Genomic DNA, 19,160 nt, shown 5'->3' with positions numbered 1-19,160 from the left:
ATGATTGTTGAAGGGAGCTCAGGCTCCCTTTTTGTTTTGGCTATCTTCGCACCCTATTTGTTTACTAAATTCGAGATACACGCATGACACGCTATGTAGGTCGATTCGCCCCATCTCCTTCTGGTCCACTGCATTTTGGTTCACTGATTGCCGCTCTTGGCAGTTATTTTCAAGCGAAAGCACAAAACGGAGCTTGGTTAGTACGTATTGAGGACTTAGACCCACCAAGAGAAATGCCAGGTGCAGCGCAACTTATCCTAGAGGCACTCAAGGCCTATCAGCTGCATTGGGATGGAGAAGTGGTATACCAGAGCGAACGTCACGACCTTTACCAAGCTCAAATAAACAAATGGCTCGAAAATGGAGAAGCCTATTATTGCCAATGTACTCGTAAGCAAATTAAAGAGCATGGCGGTTTTTATCCTGGCACTTGCCGCGATAAAAACTTGAAAGACGGCGCGATTCGCCTAAAAATGACCAAGCCTGTCGCTCATTTCCTCGACCAAAAGCAGGGAACCATTACGATTCCAGAGCAACTCGTTAATGAAGATTTCATTATTAAACGTCGAGATGGATTATTTGCTTATAATCTTGCGGTAGTATTGGACGACATCGACCAAGGCGTCACAGAAGTCGTGCGAGGTGCAGACTTAATCGAGCCGACAGGGCGTCAAATTAGCCTGTACCAAATACTTGGTCAGCCTGAAGTTAGCTACTTGCATTTACCATTGGCGATGGACAACAACGGCAATAAATTGTCGAAACAAAATCACGCGACGGCTATTGATATAGATACACCAAAACCTACTCTATTGCGCGCCATGACATTTTTAGGTTTCGAGATACCTGAAACCGTAAGGGCGGCCAACATAGAAGATATTCTTCGTTGGGGCTGCGAAAACTGGCGGTTGGAACAGCTTCCAGCAGAGATCGAGATCACACCGTGATTCTCAAATGGCATTGTGTAGGCTATCATTAGCCGCAAATTAGGCCCTAGAGGCGTATAAAACTAACCAAAGCAAGATTGGATTAAACCCAGTTATTGCCAGATGCACATGAATACAAACGACTATACACCAAGCGAACCTGCCACAATTCCAGAGCTCGCTCTCAATGTAATAACTCGTGAAGAGCACAACATTTCGCGTAAGCAGATCAGTGATAATGCGCTGAAGGTACTGTACCGCCTAAATGGTGCTGGTTTCGATGCTTTTCTTGTGGGTGGCGGGGTTCGAGACTTACTGCTTGGACAAAAACCAAAAGATTTTGACATTGCGACCAACGCAACGCCGGAACAGATCAAACAGCTATTTCGTAACTGCCGTTTGATTGGTCGCCGCTTCCGCTTGGCTCATATTATGTTTGGCCGAGACATCATTGAGGTTGCGACATTCCGTGGTCACCACCAAGAGCAAAAGAATAAGAGCATTTCTCAGCAATCAAAAGAGGGTATGCTGCTGCGTGACAACGTCTACGGCACCATCGATGAAGATGCTGAGCGCCGTGATTTCACGATTAACTCGATGTACTACAACATCGCAGATTACTCGATTCACGACTACGCACGTGGTATTGAAGATTTAGAAGATCGCCTAATTCGACTGATTGGTGATCCAGAAACACGCTACCGTGAAGACCCTGTGCGCATGCTGCGTGCGGTTCGTTTCGCGGTAAAACTAGACTTTGATATTGAAGAAGACACCGCAGCGCCAATCGAACACATGGCACCGTTGCTCGGTGACATTCCGTCAGCGCGTCTTTTTGAAGAGTCACTCAAATTATTGCAATCCGGTCATGGCTTAGAAACCTACCACCTACTGCGTGAGTACAACCTATTCCAGCAACTATTCCCGACGATTGCAGCGCACTTTACAGAAGATTACTCCTCTCATACTGAGCAGATGTTGGATCTTGTCCTAGATTCTACCGACATGCGCATCGAAGATGGGAAACGCATCAATCCAGCATTTATGTTTGCTGCAATGCTGTGGTACCCACTGTGTGCGAAAGCCGATGAACTGATGGAAGAGCGCAACTTAGGCCATTACGACGCCATTATGGAAGCGAGCAACATCATTCTTGACGAGCAAGTTCGCACAATTGCCATTCCAAGACGCCACACCGCAACCATTCGCGAGATTTGGCAGTTACAGCTTCGTCTTCCACGACGTAACGGTAAACGTGCATTCCGTCTTATGGAGCTCAATAAATTTAGAGCTGGCTTTGATTTTCTTGAAATGCGCGGTGAAATTGAAGGTGGTGACACTCAGAAGCTTGCCAAGTGGTGGGAAACTTTTCAAAATGCAGGCCGAGAAATGCGTCAAGCAATGGCTGCCGACTTAGACGGTCAATCACCGAAAACAGGCCAGCGCCGCCGTAAAACTTATCGCAAGAAAAAGAGTAAGCCCAAATCATGATTACAGCGTACATTGCGGTAGGCAGTAACTTGGCGGATCCTGTCAGCCAAGCGAAGCAAGCGATTGAAGCATTAAAAACGCTGCCTAAATCAGAGTTTGTTCAAGCTTCTTCGCTATACAGCAGCACGCCAATGGGGCCACAAAACCAACCGGATTACATCAATGCGGTTGTGTCTATTAACACCAGTTTGACGCCTATTGAATTGCTCAATTGCACACAAGCTATAGAGCAAGAACAAGGGCGTGTCCGTAAAGACGAACGCTGGGGACCAAGAACCTTGGACCTCGACATTGTGCTTTATGGCAATGAGGTGATTAATTCCGAGAGGCTGATCGTTCCTCATTATGGAATGAAAGAGCGTGAATTCGTACTCTACCCTCTTGCGGAAATTGCACCAAATTTACAACTCCCTGATGGGACCGAGGTCTCTAAACTACTGGAACAAGTAGATAGAAACGGCCTCAGTATCTGGCAGTCATAGCCAACTCCTAGTAAGGATAAAACCATGAAAAAAATGACCATCAACGACCTAATCAAGTGGAAGCAAGAAGGTCGTAAATTTGCTACTTCAACCGCTTATGATGCGAGCTTTGCCCAACTGTTTGAAAGCCAAGAAATGCCAGTACTTCTTGTCGGTGATTCTCTAGGTATGGTTTTGCAAGGTCACAACGATACTCTACCAGTAACGGTCGATGATATCGCTTACCATACTCGTTGCGTACGCGCTGGTAGCCCAAATTGTTTGTTGATGGCAGACATGCCATTCATGAGCTACACCACGCCAGAGCAAGCTTGCGAAAATGCGGCTAAACTGATGCGTGCTGGTGCCAATATGGTAAAAATTGAAGGTGGTGACTGGCTTGTCGACACGGTGAAAATGCTCACTGAACGATCAGTTCCAGTTTGTGCTCATCTTGGTTTAACTCCTCAAGCTGTTAATATTTTTGGTGGTTACAAAATCCAAGGTCGCGATCAAGAAAAAGCAGACCGCATGGTAAAAGACGCATTAGCGCTACAAGAAGCAGGCGCTCAAATCGTCTTACTAGAATGCGTACCAGCTGAGCTTGCTGAACGTATTACGCAAGTGCTTGACGTTCCTGTTATCGGTATTGGTGCAGGTAACGTAACAGATGGCCAGATTCTCGTAATGCATGATATGTTTGGTATTTCTGCCAACTACATGCCGAAATTCTCCAAAAACTTTCTTGCTGAAACAGGTGATATGCGCAAAGCCGTTACTAAATACATTGAAGATGTAGCCAACGGTGTATTCCCAGACGACGCTCATACCATTGCCTAGAGGATAAATGCATGCAAACTTTTGCGGAAATCTCAGCAGTTCGTGAACACCTTAAAACCTTTAAACGTGAAGGTCGTAAAGTGGCGTTTGTCCCTACCATGGGCAACCTTCACGAAGGCCACTTAACTTTAGTGCGTAAAGCACGCGAATACGCTGATATCGTTGTCGTAAGCATCTTTGTTAATCCGATGCAGTTTGATCGTGCAGACGATTTAAATAATTACCCACGCACGCTAGAGGAAGACTTAAGCAAGTTAACCTCTGAAGGGGTCGATGTGGTATTTACGCCAACACCAGAAGTTATCTACCCTGAAGGTCTGGATAAGCAAACCTTCGTCGATGTCCCTGGCCTATCAACAATTCTCGAAGGCGCGTCTCGACCAGGTCATTTCCGTGGCGTGACGACGATAGTGAATAAGCTGTTTAACATCGTACAACCGGATGTCGCGTGCTTCGGCGAGAAGGACTTCCAACAACTTGCTGTTATCCGCAAGATGGTTGATGACCTAGCAATGGACATTGAAATCATCGGTGTACCAACCGTACGTGAAATGGACGGTTTAGCAATGAGTTCACGCAATGGCTTGCTTACGCTGGACGAGCGTCAACGTGCGCCTGTACTTGCTCGTACAATGCGTTGGATCAGCAGTGCCATTCGCGGTGGCCGCGATGACTACGCATCGATCATCGAAGATGCAAGCGACCAACTTCGAGCTGCAGGTCTGCACCCTGATGAGATCTTCATTCGTGATGCTCGTACATTACAAGTGATCACACCAGAAACGACACAAGCTGTCATTCTGATGTCTGCGTTCCTAGGCAAAGCTCGTCTTATCGATAACCAAACGGTAGATATGGTTGTCGAAACGAAGGAAGAAGCTGAATCTAACAATACAAACTCAGAGAACGCAGAGTAAGCTCTGAGCCATAAAAGTAAAAAGGTCGACTCTTAGTCGACCTTTTTTATACTCTACGTATAGACGCAATCTAACCCTTCAGGGCGAGTTTTAAACCGCTTGTGCAGCCACATCCACGCTGGAATATCACGTTTTATCATTTTCTCAAGCTCTTGGTTCAAGATGCTTGCCGCTTTAACCGCATTACGTCTCTCGAAACGCTCGCTAATGTCTTTTCCAATGTACAGCGTGTAATGGTGATTTTTACTCACTGTAACGCCAGATATAACCGCGCACTTTGTTGCATCAATGAGAACACTAGACCCGACGGTACTCGCCGCTTGTTCAACAGCAAAAAACGGCGCAAAAACAGAATGGCTAACGCCATAATCATGGTCGGGTAAATACCAAAGTCGATGACCATTCTTCAGAACTTTGAGCATTGATTTCACGTCTTTTCGATCAATCATTTGATGTCCAAAACGAGTTCGACCTCGATGTTGAATAAACTCATAAGCAGGATTCGAATTTGGGCGATAAACGCCATAACCTTGGGCAAACTGGCTAAAAATACGAGCGGTTATCTCCAAGTTTAAATGGTGACTGCACACCACCAACACACCACGTCCATTCTTTTCCTCAGCGAGTAAACGATCTTTTCCAACAATAGAGGTTATCCGACGTATCCGCCAATCTGGCCAAAACCAAGCGATACCGGTTTCGATGATCGCCATTCCAGTATATTGAAAGTTTTTTCGTACTACGTCCTTACATTGCCAATCCGTAAAATCAGGGAAACACAGCTGGAGATTACGCAGAGCGATCTTGTGTCGGCGCTTCATTACATGCATCGCAATACAGCCGATGCTTCTACCTAAGATTCGCAATACTACGTATGGCAGTACATTAACAAGAATCGCTAAAGATCCAAATGCCAGCCATACAGACCAATATTTGGGCTTAAGTAACTGATAGGAGAAAGGCGGCGGCGGGACAATATTCATAGGATCACTCATTTATTACAAATGATTGAAACCTACCATGATAAAAACCGAAAAATTGTATGGGTATGTATTGTTATGCACGCGAAAGAGCAGCGTGAATCGCCGCTCTTTGCTTTATGAGAATGGCTTAGCTTCTTAGCCCAATCCCTTTGGTTACTAGATAATGCGCAATGGCATACAGTGCAACAACAAACACTGCAAGTACACTAAATGAAGTGACAATACCCACATCCGAGACACCTAAAAAGCCGTAGCGGAACGCATTCACCATGTAGACGATTGGGTTGATCTTAGAAACGCCTTGCCAAAATTCAGGCAGCAGACTGATCGAATAAAAGACTCCTCCCAAGTAAGTTAAAGGAGTCAATACAAACGTAGGGATGATCGAAATATCATCAAACGTTTTTGCGTAAACCGCATTGATCAAGCCACCGAGAGCAAATACAACCGACGTCATGAAGACAGTCGCGACAATAATGCCCCAGTGCTCCACTTGCAAATCAACGAACAAAAGTGACACACAAGTAACAATTGCACCGACCAACAAACCTCGAGTCACGCCGCCCATCACATAGCCAGCAATAATCACATAGTTTGGTACCGGTGCCACCAGCAGTTCTTCAATATTCTTCTGTAGCTTTGCACTAAAGAATGACGACGCCACGTTCGAGTATGAGTTAGTGATCACCGACATCATGATCAAACCTGGAACAATGTACTCCATGTAACTAAAGCCGCTCATCTCACCAATTCGAGAGCCAATAAGATTGCCGAAAATGATGAAGTACAACGTCATCGTAATGGCTGGCGGCACTAAGGTTTGCACCCAAATACGTGTAAAACGAGTGACTTCTTTGCTCAGCAAGCTGCGAAATGCCGTCCAATATAAACCGTACATTTAATTACTCCCCTCTCTTACAATGCTGACAAACAACTCTTCAAGTCGGTTGGCTTTGTTACGCATTGAGAGAACTTTAATGCCATGCTCTGTTAACTGACTGAATACCGAATTCAATCCTTGGCTCTTATCTAGTTCTATCTCTAAAGAGCCATCAACAATACTTTGTCGATTAACACCTTCAAGCTCAGGCACCTCGACTTCTGACTCAATATCCAAGATAAATGTCTCGACGCTTAGCTTACCTAGTAACGCCTTCATGGTGGTATTTTCAATCAGCTCACCACGATTAATAATGCCGATATTTCGACACAGCATCTCCGCTTCTTCTAGGTAGTGTGTCGTTAAAATAATCGTAATTCCTTGCTCTTGGTTGATCTCTTTCAGAAACCCCCACATTGAGCGGCGTAGTTCAATATCCACTCCAGCCGTTGGTTCATCTAAAATGAGTAATTGCGGCTCGTGCATCAAAGCTCTTGCGATCATTAAACGACGCTTCATCCCACCGGATAGGTTACGAGCACGCTCTTGGCGTTTTTCCCATAAATCCAATTTTTTCAGGTATTTTTCTGCTCTTTCTTTGGCTAATACTTTAGACACACCGTAATAGCCAGCTTGCTGCATCACAATTTGCTCAACGGTTTCAAACTGGTTGAAGTTGAACTCCTGTGGCACCAAGCCTAAATTCTGCTTGGCCAATTCGAGGTCGGTATCAATGTCATAACCGAAAACTTTCGTCGTTCCGGAGGTTTTATTCACTAAGGAGGAAATGATGCCAATCGTGGTCGATTTTCCTGCACCATTGGGACCCAGAAGCGCGTAGAAGTCACCCTTTTTCACTTGGAGACTTATACCTTTTAACGCCTCAAAGCCACCTGCATACGTCTTGCGCAGTTGTTCAATTTCTAATGCGTACATAAGGTCTTGATTGCCGTTTGTTTGTGATTACTAATACCGACTCATATTTAGCAGCGGTTTACTACAAAATCGCCTTGGGTATCGTATTGGAGGTCCATCAGTTTATCGTTGAATAACGATGATTACAAATAAACCTTTCGATAATATTGGAAATATAACCCTTACCTCGTAAAGGTTATCTCTGAGTAAGACAAAATAGAGCATAAAAAAACGCAACAGGACACTGTTGCGTTTTTAACTGTCAGAATGATTACGCCGTTATGCGCTGATACTGGTCTGCCTCAACATGTGCCACCGCCGCATTCAATGCTTCGTAACGGAATTGGTACATATTTTCATCAGGCACAAGGTCAATCACATGGAATTTCTCTAGCTGTTCTCGTGTTCGCTCATTCGGGCATAATAAATACACGGCACAATTGGCATCGAGAGCATCCTTAATCGCATTCTCTAACGCCAAACCGACGGTCACATCAATCATTGGTACATCCGTAAGATCGAGAATCATCACGTCATAGTCCGAAATACTAGAGTGCTGACGTGAAATGGCTTTAGAAACACTAAAGATCATCGGACCGGAAAGATAAAAGAACAGCACTTTTCCATTCGCACGATCCAACAAACCACGCTCGCTGTCAGTCAACGGCACATCATCTTCATCCGCGTCGCTGATCGCTTTTACTTGTCGTGCCTGCTCTCGGCTCAAACGCTCGATGATGATAATGTTCGAGATAAAGACGCCTAAACCCACCGCAACGATAAGATCAACGAAGACTGTAAGCAGCATAACGCCATACATCACCGCCATTCCGGAAAAGCTTACCTTATGTGCCCTCTGAATAAAGCTCCAGTCTAGGATGTTAAAGCCAACATACACCGCAATGCCTGCTAACACAGCCATCGGGATTGGCTCTGTTAGCCCACCAGCAACCAGTACAACCAACGCCAACATTAGTGCGCGAATCACACCAGATAATGGCGAACGAGCCCCAACTTGGATATTCGTTACCGTCCCCATGGTAGCTCCCGCCCCCGGCAGCGCACCAAACAAGCCAGAGATCATGTTAGCTAACCCTTGACCTCGCAGCTCTTTATCTGAGTCGTGTTCTTTACGAGTTAATGAGTCACCGATAACCGCCGTTAACAAAGTATCAATACAACCTAACGTGCCGAGCACTAATGCATCAATGACCATCTCGACAAACATATCTGTGTCAATATAAGGGGCGACGAGAGAAGGTAACCCAGCAGGAATTTCACCGATACGACGAATATCTTCTGTATCAAAGAGAATCACAGACAATAACGTTACCGCGACCAATGCCACGAGCTGTGCAGGAACGTATTTACGATATTGCTTAGGGAAGAAAAAAAGAATCCCCAAAGTCAGTAGTCCCAAAAACAACTCACTGAATTTAAGGTTAGAAATAGTCTCCGGCAAAGCAGATAACGTTCCGAGTACTCCCCCTGAAGGCGCAGCATGCCCCATCAAAGGCGATAACTGCAGAATGATAAGAATCACACCAATGCCAGACATAAACCCGGAAATAACGCTGTAAGGCATCAAGGTAACATATTTACCCAGTTTTAACGTCCCCAATAGGATTTGGAATGCGCCAGCCATCATGACAACCGTGAAAGTCATAGCCATGCCCGTTTCTGGGTATTTCGCCATCATACTGGTTAATACTGCGGTCATGATTACCGTCATTGGCCCTGTCGGTTCTGATATTAACGTATTAGAACCACCAAATAACGAGGCAAACAAACCGACCATTATTGCCCCCCAAAGGCCGGCCTCAGCACCGGCTCCGGATGCAACACCAAACGCTAACGCCAGAGGGAGAGAGATAATCGCCGTGGTTACCCCGCCAAATACATCCCCTTTGAAATTGATATCTTCAAAACGACTACCGAACACTGCTGATTTTCCCTGCATTCAATTTTAAAAAGTAAAATATCACTACTTTAACGAGCTAGGCGAAAATTTAAACCATAAATAGATTAAGGCTAAATTCACACCACAAATAGTTTCACCAGATTTTACTTTTTTCTTAATGAAAACTAGTCAGATGAGTCCTATCTGACGAATATTTAACGAGATCGAAATTGTAACATTGTGTATAGTTACAACACTGATCGCTTGCATGTGCACACAAACAGCGGCAGCGATTTTGTCTTTTAAGGGAAGTAGTTTGCAAAATGCCGGAAATAAAACAGTTATTTGAAAACAATTCGAAATGGTCTCAAGAGATCAAATCTGATCGACCTGAATACTTCGCAAAACTCGCAGAGGGTCAAAAGCCTGATTTTCTTTGGATTGGCTGCTCTGATAGCCGCGTTCCTGCCGAGCGACTAACCGGACTATACTCAGGTGAACTCTTTGTTCATCGGAATGTTGCAAACCAAGTTATCCATACTGATCTCAACTGTCTATCGGTCGTCCAGTACGCCGTAGACGTGCTTAAGGTGAAACACATCATTGTCTGTGGACACTATGGATGTGGTGGCGTAAACGCAGCCATTGATAACCCTAAGCTAGGTCTTATTAATAATTGGCTGTTACATATCAGAGATATCTATTTCAAACACCGCACTTACCTAGATCAAATGCCGCAACAAGATCGAGCGGATAAACTAGGCGAGCTTAATGTTGCAGAACAAGTGTACAACTTGGGTAACTCAACAATCCTGCAAAACGCTTGGGAGCGTGGGCAAGATGTTGAAATTCATGGTGTGGTATACGGAATTGAAGATGGTCGCTTAGAGTACTTAGGCATTCGTTCTAACTCTAAGGAAACCGTAGAAGCGTCTTACCAGAAAGCTCTTTCGACGATTCTAAATACAGACAACAAGCTCCTTTGTCGCTAAGTCATATCTAAAAGTTGAACGAAAAACGCCCATCTTAGATGGGCGTTTTTTATATTTTTAATGCTGAACTCAATGATTATTCTTGAGGTACAACTTTACCGATGTATGGTAAGTGGCGGTATTTCTGCGCGTAATCAATACCCACCCCAACGACAAATTCATCTGGAATTTCGAAACCAATCCAATCCACAGGAACATTCACTTCACGACGAGATGGCTTATCTAGGAGCGTACAAATAGCGATAGACTTCGGCTCGCGTAGCGAAAGAATCTCACGGATTTTATTTAGTGTGTTACCAGTGTCAATGATGTCTTCAACAAGCAGAATGTCTTTACCTTTGATGTCATCATCCAAATCTTTCAAGATACGAACGTCACGTGAGCTTTCCATCGTGTTGCCGTAGCTTGACGCTGTCATAAAATCAACTTGGTGAGTCAGTTCGATAGCACGTGCCAAGTCTGCCATAAATACAAATGAGCCACGCAATAAGCCTACCAACACAAGATCTTCACTACCTTGATAACGCTCTGTAATTTGTTTGCCTAATTCACGAACTCGCTCCTGAACTTCTTGCTCAGAAATCATGACTTCTATTGTATGTTTCATACTGTGCTCAATCTAAATTTGTGGGTTGAGGTAAGTCGCACGCAAACGATCACCTAATCTTACGGCGTGTAGTGTATCACCACGTTCATTGGGTTGAAAGTCGCATCCTGTTGCCAAAAAATCTTGGAAGAAGGTCTTAGTTTTATAAAGTTCATAGCTAAATTTATCAATAATAATGACATTACTGTATATAAATTGTTCTACAGATGTTGACCTTGTGCATATGCACCATTACACTCATCACTGCTTTAAGCAACTATTAAAATAATCAATTAGGGGGTTACCCCCAATATCAACTCAAATGGCAAGGAAAATGGATATGGACTCAATTGCAAAGAGACCTAGAACTAGGCTTTCTCCAATTAAGCGTAAGCAACAGTTAATGGAAATCGCATTGGAAGTATTTGCGCGCCGCGGCATCGGTCGTGGTGGTCACGCAGATATCGCAGAAATTGCTCAAGTTTCTGTGGCGACTGTTTTTAACTACTTCCCTACACGCGAAGACTTGGTGGATGAAGTTCTCAATCACGTCGTACGTCAGTTCTCAAACTTCCTATCGGATAACATAGACCTAGACTTACATGCACGTGAAAACATCGCCAATATTACTAATGCGATGATCGAGCTTGTCAGCCAAGACTGTCACTGGCTAAAAGTATGGTTCGAGTGGAGTGCTTCAACACGTGATGAAGTATGGCCATTGTTTGTTTCAACTAACCGTACTAACCAGTTGCTGGTACAAAACATGTTCATTAAAGCAATTGAACGCGGTGAGGTGTGTGACCAGCACGATTCAGAACACTTGGCAAACCTGTTCCACGGTATTTGTTACTCACTGTTTGTCCAAGCGAACCGCGCTAAAGGTGAAGCGGAACTGAAACATCTAGTGAATTCATACTTAGATATGCTTTGCATTTACAACCGTGAACACTAAAGCTTAACTAGTAATATATGTCAGCCCACCGTTTGGTGGGCTTTTTATTGTCTGCTGTCAGCTAAGCACACATTTATATTCCTATGTAACAAGCATAAAAAAACCGCTGCAATGCAGCGGCTTCTATCATTCAGTCAGAAAAAGCTTACTTCTTCTTAACTGCTTTTTTGTTTGGCAGGTCAGTGATTGAACCTTCAAATACTTCAGCAGCTAGACCTACAGACTCGTGTAGAGTTGGGTGAGCGTGGATAGTCAGAGCGATATCTTCTGCATCACAGCCCATCTCAATTGCAAGGCCGATTTCACCAAGTAGTTCACCACCGTTAGTACCAACGATAGCACCACCGATTACGCGGTGAGTTTCTTTGTCGAAGATTAGCTTAGTCATACCGTCTGCACAGTCAGATGCGATTGCACGACCTGATGCTGCCCATGGGAATGTTGCTACTTCGTACTTGATGCCTTCTTCTTTCGCTTCTTTTTCAGTCTTACCAACCCAAGCCACTTCTGGCTCAGTGTACGCAATTGAAGGGATAACTTTAGGGTCGAAGTAGTGCTTCTTACCAGAGATAACTTCAGCAGCTACGTGACCTTCATGCACACCTTTGTGAGCAAGCATTGGTTGACCAACGATATCACCGATCGCGAAGATGTGAGGAACGTTAGTACGCATTTGCTTATCAACGTTGATGAAGCCGCGCTCGTCAATTTCTAGACCCGCTTTTTCACCGTCGATTAGCTTACCATTTGGTACACGACCGATAGCAACTAGAACCGCATCGTAACGCTCAGCTTCAGCTGGCGCTTTCTTGCCTTCCATTGAAACGTAGATACCGTCTTCTTTTGCTTCAACTGCTGTTACTTTCGTTTCTAGCATTAGCTTGAACTTGTCTTTGATACGCTTAGTAAATACTTTCACGATATCTTTGTCTGCTGCAGGAATTACCTGGTCAAACATTTCAACAACTTCAACTTTAGAACCTAGAGAGTGGTAAACCGTACCCATTTCTAGACCGATGATACCACCGCCCATGATAAGCAGTTTTTCTGGCACTTCTTTTAGTTCAAGAGCGTCAGTAGAGTCCCAAATACGTGGGTCTTCATGCGGGATAAATGGCAGTTTGATTGGACGAGAACCAGCCGCAACGATTGCGTTGTCAAAGTTAACAACTGTTGGCTCACCTTCGCCTTCTACAAGGATAGAGTTAGGGCCAGTGAACTTACCGTAACCGTTAACTACTGTTACGTTACGCATCTTAGCCATACCGCTTAGGCCGCCAGTTAGTTGGTTAACAACTTTTTCTTTCCAGATGCGGATTTTGCTGATGTCTGTTTGAGGCTCACCGAACACAACGCCGTGGTCAGCCATCGCTTTCGCTTCTTCAATTACTTTAGAAACGTGAAGCAGTGCTTTAGATGGGATACAACCCACGTTCAGACATACACCGCCAAGCGTGCTGTAACGTTCAACTAGTACAGTTTCAAGACCTAAGTCCGCACAACGGAATGCAGCGGAGTAACCAGCAGGACCAGAACCAAGTACAACAACTTGGGCTTTAATTTCTTTGCTCATTTTGACCTCTTGTAGTCATTATCCCTAACAGGCTGAGTGGGTATCGATTTTTTATGTTTAAGAGAGATTTGTTTTAAACAGTTATTTTCAGACCGCTAACAGTTTACAGAGATGTTAATGGTGTGAAAAGTAAATCAATTTAGCCTGTGAGCTAGACAACAATTCGATTGTGAAAACCCTGAACGAAGCAAGGCTGATAACCAAATTGTCGGTAATTATGATTAGCAGAGGCGGCTAAGTTGCCGCCTCTCATTCATCTAATTTCTATTACAGAACTAGACGACGAATGTCAGATAGACATGAGTTTAGGTAAGTGATGAAGCGCGCACCTTCAGCACCATCGATCACACGGTGGTCGTATGATAGAGACAGTGGAAGTTGTAGACGCGGTTCGAACTCTTTACCGTTCCATACCGGTTTCATTTCTGACTTAGACACACCTAGGATACCAACTTCTGGCGCGTTTACGATTGGAGTAAACGCCGTACCGCCGATACCGCCTAGACTAGAGATAGTGAAACAGCCACCTTGCATGTCAGCAGCTGTTAGCTTGCCTGCACGTGCTTTCTTAGAAACCGCCATTAGCTCTTCAGATAGCTCGTAGATACCTTTCTTGTTCACGTCTTTAAATACAGGAACAACTAGACCGTTTGGTGTATCTACCGCGATACCAACATTCACGTATTTCTTCAGAATTAGGCTCTCACCGTCTTCTGATAGAGAAGAGTTGAACGCTGGGAACGCTTCAAGCGCTTTAGCTACCGCTTTCATGATGAACACAAGTGGTGTGATCTTCATGCCAGTATCTTTCTTCGCTTCAATCGCGTTTTGCTCTTTACGGAATGCTTCAAGAGCCGTGATGTCTGCGTTATCCCACTGTGTAACGTGCGGGATCATTACCCAGTTACGGTGTAGGTTTGCGCCAGAGATCTTCTTAATGCGAGATAGCGGTTGAACTTCTGTCTCACCAAACTTGCTGAAGTCCACTTTTGGCCATGGTAGTAGACCAAGAGCCGCGCCGTCGCCTTTGCCAGATGCTGCTGCACCTGCGCCAGACTCAAGACGCTTAAGTGCATCTTTCACGTAAGCTTGAACGTCTTCTTTTAGGATACGGCTCTTACGACCAGAACCTTTAACCTTAGAAAGATTAACGCCAAATTCACGCGCTAGACGACGAACAACTGGAGACGCGTGAGCGTACTCATCGTTTTCTTTGAAATCGCCAGTCGCTGCTGGAGCTGCTGCCGCTGGAGCTTCTGCTTTAGGAGCCGGAGCTGCAGGTGCTGCCGCTTGAGCTGGAGCTGGAGCTGGAGCGGCTGCAGGAGCAGGTGCTGCACCCGCCACTTCGAATACCATGATTAGTGAGCCAGTAGACACTTTGTCGCCAGCTGCAATCTTGATTTCTTTAACTGTGCCAGCGAATGGTGCAGGAACTTCCATAGAAGCTTTGTCACCTTCAACAGTGATTAGAGATTGCTCTTCTTCCACTGTGTCGCCAACCGCAACCATGATCTCAGTAACTTCAACTTCGTCGCCGCCGATATCTGGAACGTTCACTTCTTTTGCCGCAGGAGCTTCAGCTGCCGCTGGTGCTGCTGGAGCGCCTGAACCTGCTGTTTCGAATACCATGATAAGTGAGCCAGTCGATACTTTATCGCCTGCTGCAACTTTGATCTCTTTTAGAGTACCTGCGAATGGCGCTGGAACTTCCATAGAAGCTTTGTCGCCTTCAACAGTTAGAAGAGATTGCTCTTCTTCGATGCTGTCGCCAACGGCAACCATGATTTCGGTAACTTCTACTTCATCACCACCGATGTCTGGTACGTGAACTTCTTTTAGTTCTGCCGCTGCTGCTGGAGCTGGAGCTGCTGCTGGAGCTGCTTCTGCCGCAGGAGCAGGTGCAGCGTCAGCTGCACCCTCGGCTTCGAAAATCATGATTAGAGAACCAGTAGAAACCTTGTCGCCTTCTGCAACTTTGATTTCTTTAACGATACCCGCTTGAGAAGCAGGAACTTCCATAGAAGCTTTATCGCCTTCAACTGTGATCAGAGACTGCTCTTCTTCAACCTTGTCGCCAACGCTTACAAGAATCTCAGTAACTTCAACCTCATCCGCACCGATGTCTGGTACATTAATTTCGATTGCCATTTCTTATCTACCTTCTTAATTAAGCGTATAGCGGGTTTGTTTTCTCTGTGTCGATGTCGAATTTCTTAATTGCTTCTGCAACTACAGATTTCTCAACTTCGCCACGTTTCGCTAGTTCAGTTAGCGCTGCTACTACTACGTAACCTGCGTTCACTTCGAAGTGACGACGTAGGTTTTCACGGCTGTCTGAACGACCGAAGCCATCAGTACCAAGAACTTTGAAAGACTCAGCAGGAATGTATGCACGAACCTGCTCTGCGTAGTTCTTCATGTAGTCAGTTGCTGCGATAGCAGGTTCAGTACCCATTACTGTTTGGATGTAAGGTACTTTCGCTTCCGCTTCTGGGTGAAGCATGTTGAAACGCTCTGCATCTTGGCCATCGCGAGTTAGTTCGTTGAATGACGTTACAGAGTAAACATCAGAAGCAACACCGTAATCTTCGCTTAGGATTTGAGCTGCTTTACGTACTTCATTCATGATAGTACCAGAGCTCATTAGCTGAACTTTCGCTTTGTCGCCCGTGTAAGTTTCTAGCTTGTAGATACCTTTACGGATGCCTTCTTCAGCGCCTTCTGGCATTGCTGGCATTGCGTAGTTTTCGTTCATTAGCGTTAGGTAGTAGAACACGTTTTCTTGTTCTGGACCGTACATGCGACGGATACCGTCTTGCATGATTACTGCTACTTCGTACGCGAATGTTGGGTCGTAAGAAATACAGTTAGGAACCGTACCCGCCAAAATGTGCGAGTGGCCGTCTTCGTGCTGTAGACCTTCACCGTTCAACGTTGTACGACCCGCAGTTGCACCTAGTAGGAAACCACGTGCTTGTTGGTCACCAGCCATCCACGCCATGTCGCCAACACGTTGGAAGCCGAACATTGAGTAGTAGATGTAGAACGGGATCATTGGTAGGTCGTTTGTCGAGTATGAAGTCGCAGCAGCAACCCATGAAGACATAGCACCTAGCTCGTTGATACCTTCTTGTAGAACCTGACCTGAAGTCGCTTCTTTGTAGTAAGAAACAACGCCACGGTCTTCTGGTGTGTAAGTTTGGCCGTGCGGGTTGTAGATACCGATTTGACGGAACAGACCTTCCATACCGAATGTACGTGCTTCGTCAGCAATGATAGGAACGATGTTCTTACCAATGTTCTTGTTCTTAAGTAGAACGTTTAGCGCACGTACGAATGCCATAGTAGAAGAGATATCACGCTTCTGTTCTTCTAGTAGTGGCTTGAATTCTTCTAGCTCAGGAACGATGAATTCTTGAGTGAATTTTGGTAGACGCTGTGGCGTGTAGCCGTGTAGCGCTTTACGACGAGCGTGTAGGTATTCGTACTCTTTTGAACCTTCTTCAAGTTTCAGGTACGGAAGTTCTTTCACTGCTTCGTCAGTTAGGATGTCTTGAAGGCCTAGACGATCACGTAGGTGTAGTACGTGAGTCATATCCATCTTCTTAACTTGGTGCGCGATGTTCTTACCTTCAGCCGCTTCACCCATGCCGTAACCTTTAACAGTCTTAGCTAGGATTACTGTTGGACGACCTTTAGTTTCTGCCGCGTTTTTGTATGCCGCGTATAGCTTAGAAGACTCGTGACCACCACGCTTAAGTGCGAAGATTTCGTCATCAGTCATGTCAGCAACAAGTGCAGCTGTCTCTGGGTACTTACCAAAGAAGTGCTCACGTACGTACGCGCCATCTTTTGATTTGAATGTTTGGTAGTCGCCGTCGATCGTTTCATTCATAAGCTGTAGAAGCTTACCAGTCGTATCTTTAGCTAGTAGTGAATCCCAGTTGTTACCCCAGATTACCTTCACTACGTTCCAACCAGCACCTTTGAACAGACCTTCAAGTTCTTGAATGATCTTACCGTTACCCATTACAGGGCCATCTAGACGCTGTAGGTTACAGTTGATTAGGAAGCATAGGTTGTCTAGTTTCTCACGCGCAGCGAAAGAGATAGCACCACGTGATTCTGGCTCATCCATCTCACCGTCACCTAGGAACGCGTAAACGCGCTGTTCTGAAGTATCTTTAAGACCACGGCCTTCTAGGTACTTAAGGAAACGAGCTTGGTAGATAGAAGCGATTGGACCTAGGCCCATCGATACTGTCGGGAACTGCCAGAATTCAGGCATCAGTTTAGGGTGCGGGTATGAAGGAATACCTTTGCCGTCTACTTCTTGACGGAAGTTGTCTAGCTGCTCTTCAGTTAGACGACCTTCAACGAATGCACGTGAGTAGATACCTGGTGAAATGTGACCTTGGTAGTAAACTAGGTCGCCACCATCCTTCTCGTTTGGTGCACGGAAGAAGTGGTTGAAACATGTCTCGTAGAACGCAGCAGAAGACTGGAAAGACGCCATGTGGCCGCCTAGCTCTAGGTCTTTCTTAGATGCACGTAGAACGATCATGATAGCGTTCCAACGAATAATTGAGCGAATACGACGCTCAAGTGTTGTGTCACCTGGGTATGCTGGTTCTTGGTCTGCAGGAATCGTGTTGATGTAGTTAGTTGTGATACCTGTTGGCATATCAACACCGTCTAGACGTGCTTTATCTAGAACTTGCTCTAATAGGAATTGAGCACGCTCTAGACCTTCTTCACGTACAACTGACTCAAGCGCTTGTAGCCATTCTTGAGTTTCCAGTGCATCTACGTCATGCTTCATATCAGACATGGCGATCTATCCTTCTGTTGGTTGGATCTACTTATTTAAGTAACGCTCTTACGAGTCATTACCCTGCTGAATTCGACGTAGAGAACGCTCTCGTCGAGACTCTTCTCGAGTCAAATCCAACAATGTTTCTTCGATGTAAGCCAAGTGCGAGTGGGACATTTCTCGCGCCTTTTCAGGCTGACCAGAAACAATCGCATCCACGATATTGGCTCGGTGTTTACTGACTTTCTCGACCGCTTCTGGGCGGCGACGTAGTAATTTAAAATTTTGTAGAATATTTTGCTCAAGCAAAGGTGCTAAGCTTCGAACAATGTGCAACAAAACCACGTTGTGCGCGGCCTCTGTCAAAGCGATCAAAAATTGCATTACTTCCGCAGATTCAGCTTCGATATCGTTGTTTGCTTGCTCTTGACTAATGCGCTCAAGGCAACCTTGAATACGCGCAAAATCTTCTTCGGTACCACGTAAAGCTGCAAAGTAGGCTGAAATTCCTTCCATCGCATGACGAGACTCAAGCACATCAAGCTGGGTTTCAGAATGACTAGACAACAAATTCAACAAGGGATCTGAAAAGCTCTTCCAGATATTCTCACTTACGAATGTTCCGCCACCTTGGCGACGAGTCAACAAACGCTTCGCTTCCAAACGTTGAATGGCTTCTCGGACTGAAGGACGAGACACATCGAACTGTTTTGCCAGTTCACGCTCTGGAGGCAGTTGTTGCCCCGGAGACAATGTTCCTTCCACTATCAACCTTTCTAACTCTTGTTCTATAACATCAGAGAGTTTTGGCTGACGAATCCTTTGATAAGCCATAATTTATTGTTCTTCTACTCTTGCAGGTAATTGGTAATACCAATTTTAAGTTGGTGCAGAAATTAACATAATTAAAACGCCACTGTCCAGCCGA

The 19,160-nt window shown here is 45.2% G+C and carries 16 protein-coding genes; 7 read left to right on the top strand and 9 right to left on the bottom strand.

Going from position 1 to position 19,160, the window contains the following annotated elements:
- Positions 1 to 83: 83 nt before the first annotated feature.
- From gluQRS to panC, 5 genes are all read left to right on the top strand, one after another.
- Positions 84 to 947: a tRNA glutamyl-Q(34) synthetase GluQRS gene (gene gluQRS / locus R7P80_RS06640; RefSeq protein WP_047102653.1), complete on the top strand. Its 864-nt coding sequence runs from the start codon at positions 84 to 86 to the stop codon at positions 945 to 947.
- Positions 948 to 1,049: 102 nt separating this feature from the next.
- Positions 1,050 to 2,417, top strand: coding sequence for a polynucleotide adenylyltransferase PcnB (pcnB, locus tag R7P80_RS06635; protein ID WP_005386589.1), 1,368 nt, complete (start codon positions 1,050 to 1,052; stop codon positions 2,415 to 2,417).
- On the top strand, positions 2,414 to 2,899 hold the full coding sequence (folK, locus tag R7P80_RS06630; RefSeq protein ID WP_054700470.1) for a 2-amino-4-hydroxy-6-hydroxymethyldihydropteridine diphosphokinase: 486 nt from the start codon (positions 2,414 to 2,416) through the stop codon (positions 2,897 to 2,899). Before pcnB ends, folK begins: the two co-directional genes overlap by 4 nt.
- Before the next feature lie 24 nt (positions 2,900 to 2,923).
- Positions 2,924 to 3,718 carry a 3-methyl-2-oxobutanoate hydroxymethyltransferase gene (gene panB, locus R7P80_RS06625; RefSeq protein ID WP_005386592.1) on the top strand — a complete coding sequence of 265 codons (795 nt, stop codon included), beginning with the start codon at positions 2,924 to 2,926 and terminating at the stop codon, positions 3,716 to 3,718.
- Positions 3,719 to 3,729: 11 nt separating this feature from the next.
- Entirely contained in the window at positions 3,730 to 4,635 is a 906-nt protein-coding gene (gene panC / locus R7P80_RS06620; RefSeq protein WP_065274834.1) for a pantoate--beta-alanine ligase, read from the top strand.
- Positions 4,636 to 4,688: 53 nt separating this feature from the next.
- On the opposite strand, the gene R7P80_RS06615 is transcribed toward panC, so the two are convergent.
- The 4 genes from R7P80_RS06615 to R7P80_RS06600 form a co-directional block, all read right to left on the bottom strand.
- On the bottom strand, positions 4,689 to 5,618 hold the full coding sequence (locus R7P80_RS06615; RefSeq protein WP_053304122.1) for a Kdo(2)-lipid IV(A) acyltransferase: 930 nt from the start codon (positions 5,616 to 5,618) through the stop codon (positions 4,689 to 4,691).
- Between the two features lie 127 nt (positions 5,619 to 5,745).
- Positions 5,746 to 6,516 (bottom strand): ABC transporter permease, encoded by a 771-nt coding sequence (locus R7P80_RS06610; protein WP_005386598.1) that lies wholly within the window; start codon positions 6,514 to 6,516, stop codon positions 5,746 to 5,748.
- Positions 6,517 to 7,434, bottom strand: coding sequence for an ABC transporter ATP-binding protein (locus R7P80_RS06605; protein WP_005380000.1), 918 nt, complete (start codon positions 7,432 to 7,434; stop codon positions 6,517 to 6,519).
- A 250-nt stretch (positions 7,435 to 7,684) separates the two neighbouring features.
- Positions 7,685 to 9,355 carry a SulP family inorganic anion transporter gene (locus R7P80_RS06600; RefSeq protein WP_005379997.1) on the bottom strand — a complete coding sequence of 557 codons (1,671 nt, stop codon included), beginning with the start codon at positions 9,353 to 9,355 and terminating at the stop codon, positions 7,685 to 7,687.
- Between the two features lie 281 nt (positions 9,356 to 9,636).
- On the opposite strand from R7P80_RS06600, the gene can reads away from it, so the two are divergent.
- Entirely contained in the window at positions 9,637 to 10,305 is a 669-nt protein-coding gene (gene can / locus R7P80_RS06595) for a carbonate dehydratase (protein ID WP_005379996.1), read from the top strand.
- A gap of 76 nt (positions 10,306 to 10,381) precedes the next feature.
- Here the strand turns inward: can and hpt are convergent, their stop codons facing one another.
- On the bottom strand, positions 10,382 to 10,912 hold the full coding sequence (gene hpt / locus R7P80_RS06590; RefSeq protein WP_005379995.1) for a hypoxanthine phosphoribosyltransferase: 531 nt from the start codon (positions 10,910 to 10,912) through the stop codon (positions 10,382 to 10,384).
- Between the two features lie 319 nt (positions 10,913 to 11,231).
- On the opposite strand from hpt, the gene opaR reads away from it, so the two are divergent.
- Positions 11,232 to 11,846 (top strand): transcriptional regulator OpaR, encoded by a 615-nt coding sequence (opaR, locus tag R7P80_RS06585; RefSeq protein WP_005379994.1) that lies wholly within the window; start codon positions 11,232 to 11,234, stop codon positions 11,844 to 11,846.
- 145 nt (positions 11,847 to 11,991) lie between these two features.
- On the opposite strand, the gene lpdA is transcribed toward opaR, so the two are convergent.
- The 4 genes from lpdA to pdhR form a co-directional block, all read right to left on the bottom strand.
- Positions 11,992 to 13,419 (bottom strand): dihydrolipoyl dehydrogenase, encoded by a 1,428-nt coding sequence (lpdA, locus tag R7P80_RS06580; protein ID WP_005379993.1) that lies wholly within the window; start codon positions 13,417 to 13,419, stop codon positions 11,992 to 11,994.
- 267 nt (positions 13,420 to 13,686) lie between these two features.
- Entirely contained in the window at positions 13,687 to 15,567 is a 1,881-nt protein-coding gene (aceF, locus tag R7P80_RS06575) for a pyruvate dehydrogenase complex dihydrolipoyllysine-residue acetyltransferase (RefSeq protein WP_225491536.1), read from the bottom strand.
- 19 nt (positions 15,568 to 15,586) lie between these two features.
- Positions 15,587 to 18,250 (bottom strand): pyruvate dehydrogenase (acetyl-transferring), homodimeric type, encoded by a 2,664-nt coding sequence (gene aceE, locus R7P80_RS06570; protein ID WP_005386612.1) that lies wholly within the window; start codon positions 18,248 to 18,250, stop codon positions 15,587 to 15,589.
- Positions 18,251 to 18,298: 48 nt separating this feature from the next.
- A complete protein-coding gene (pdhR, locus tag R7P80_RS06565; protein WP_005379989.1) occupies positions 18,299 to 19,066 on the bottom strand; it encodes a pyruvate dehydrogenase complex transcriptional repressor PdhR in 768 nt (255 codons plus the stop codon).
- Between the last annotated feature and the right edge of the window lie 94 nt (positions 19,067 to 19,160).

This window comes from Vibrio sp. 2092 (genome assembly GCF_033339635.1).
Lineage (GTDB): Bacteria > Pseudomonadota > Gammaproteobacteria > Enterobacterales > Vibrionaceae > Vibrio > Vibrio alginolyticus.
This window is presented reverse-complemented; position numbering and strand designations above follow the sequence as displayed.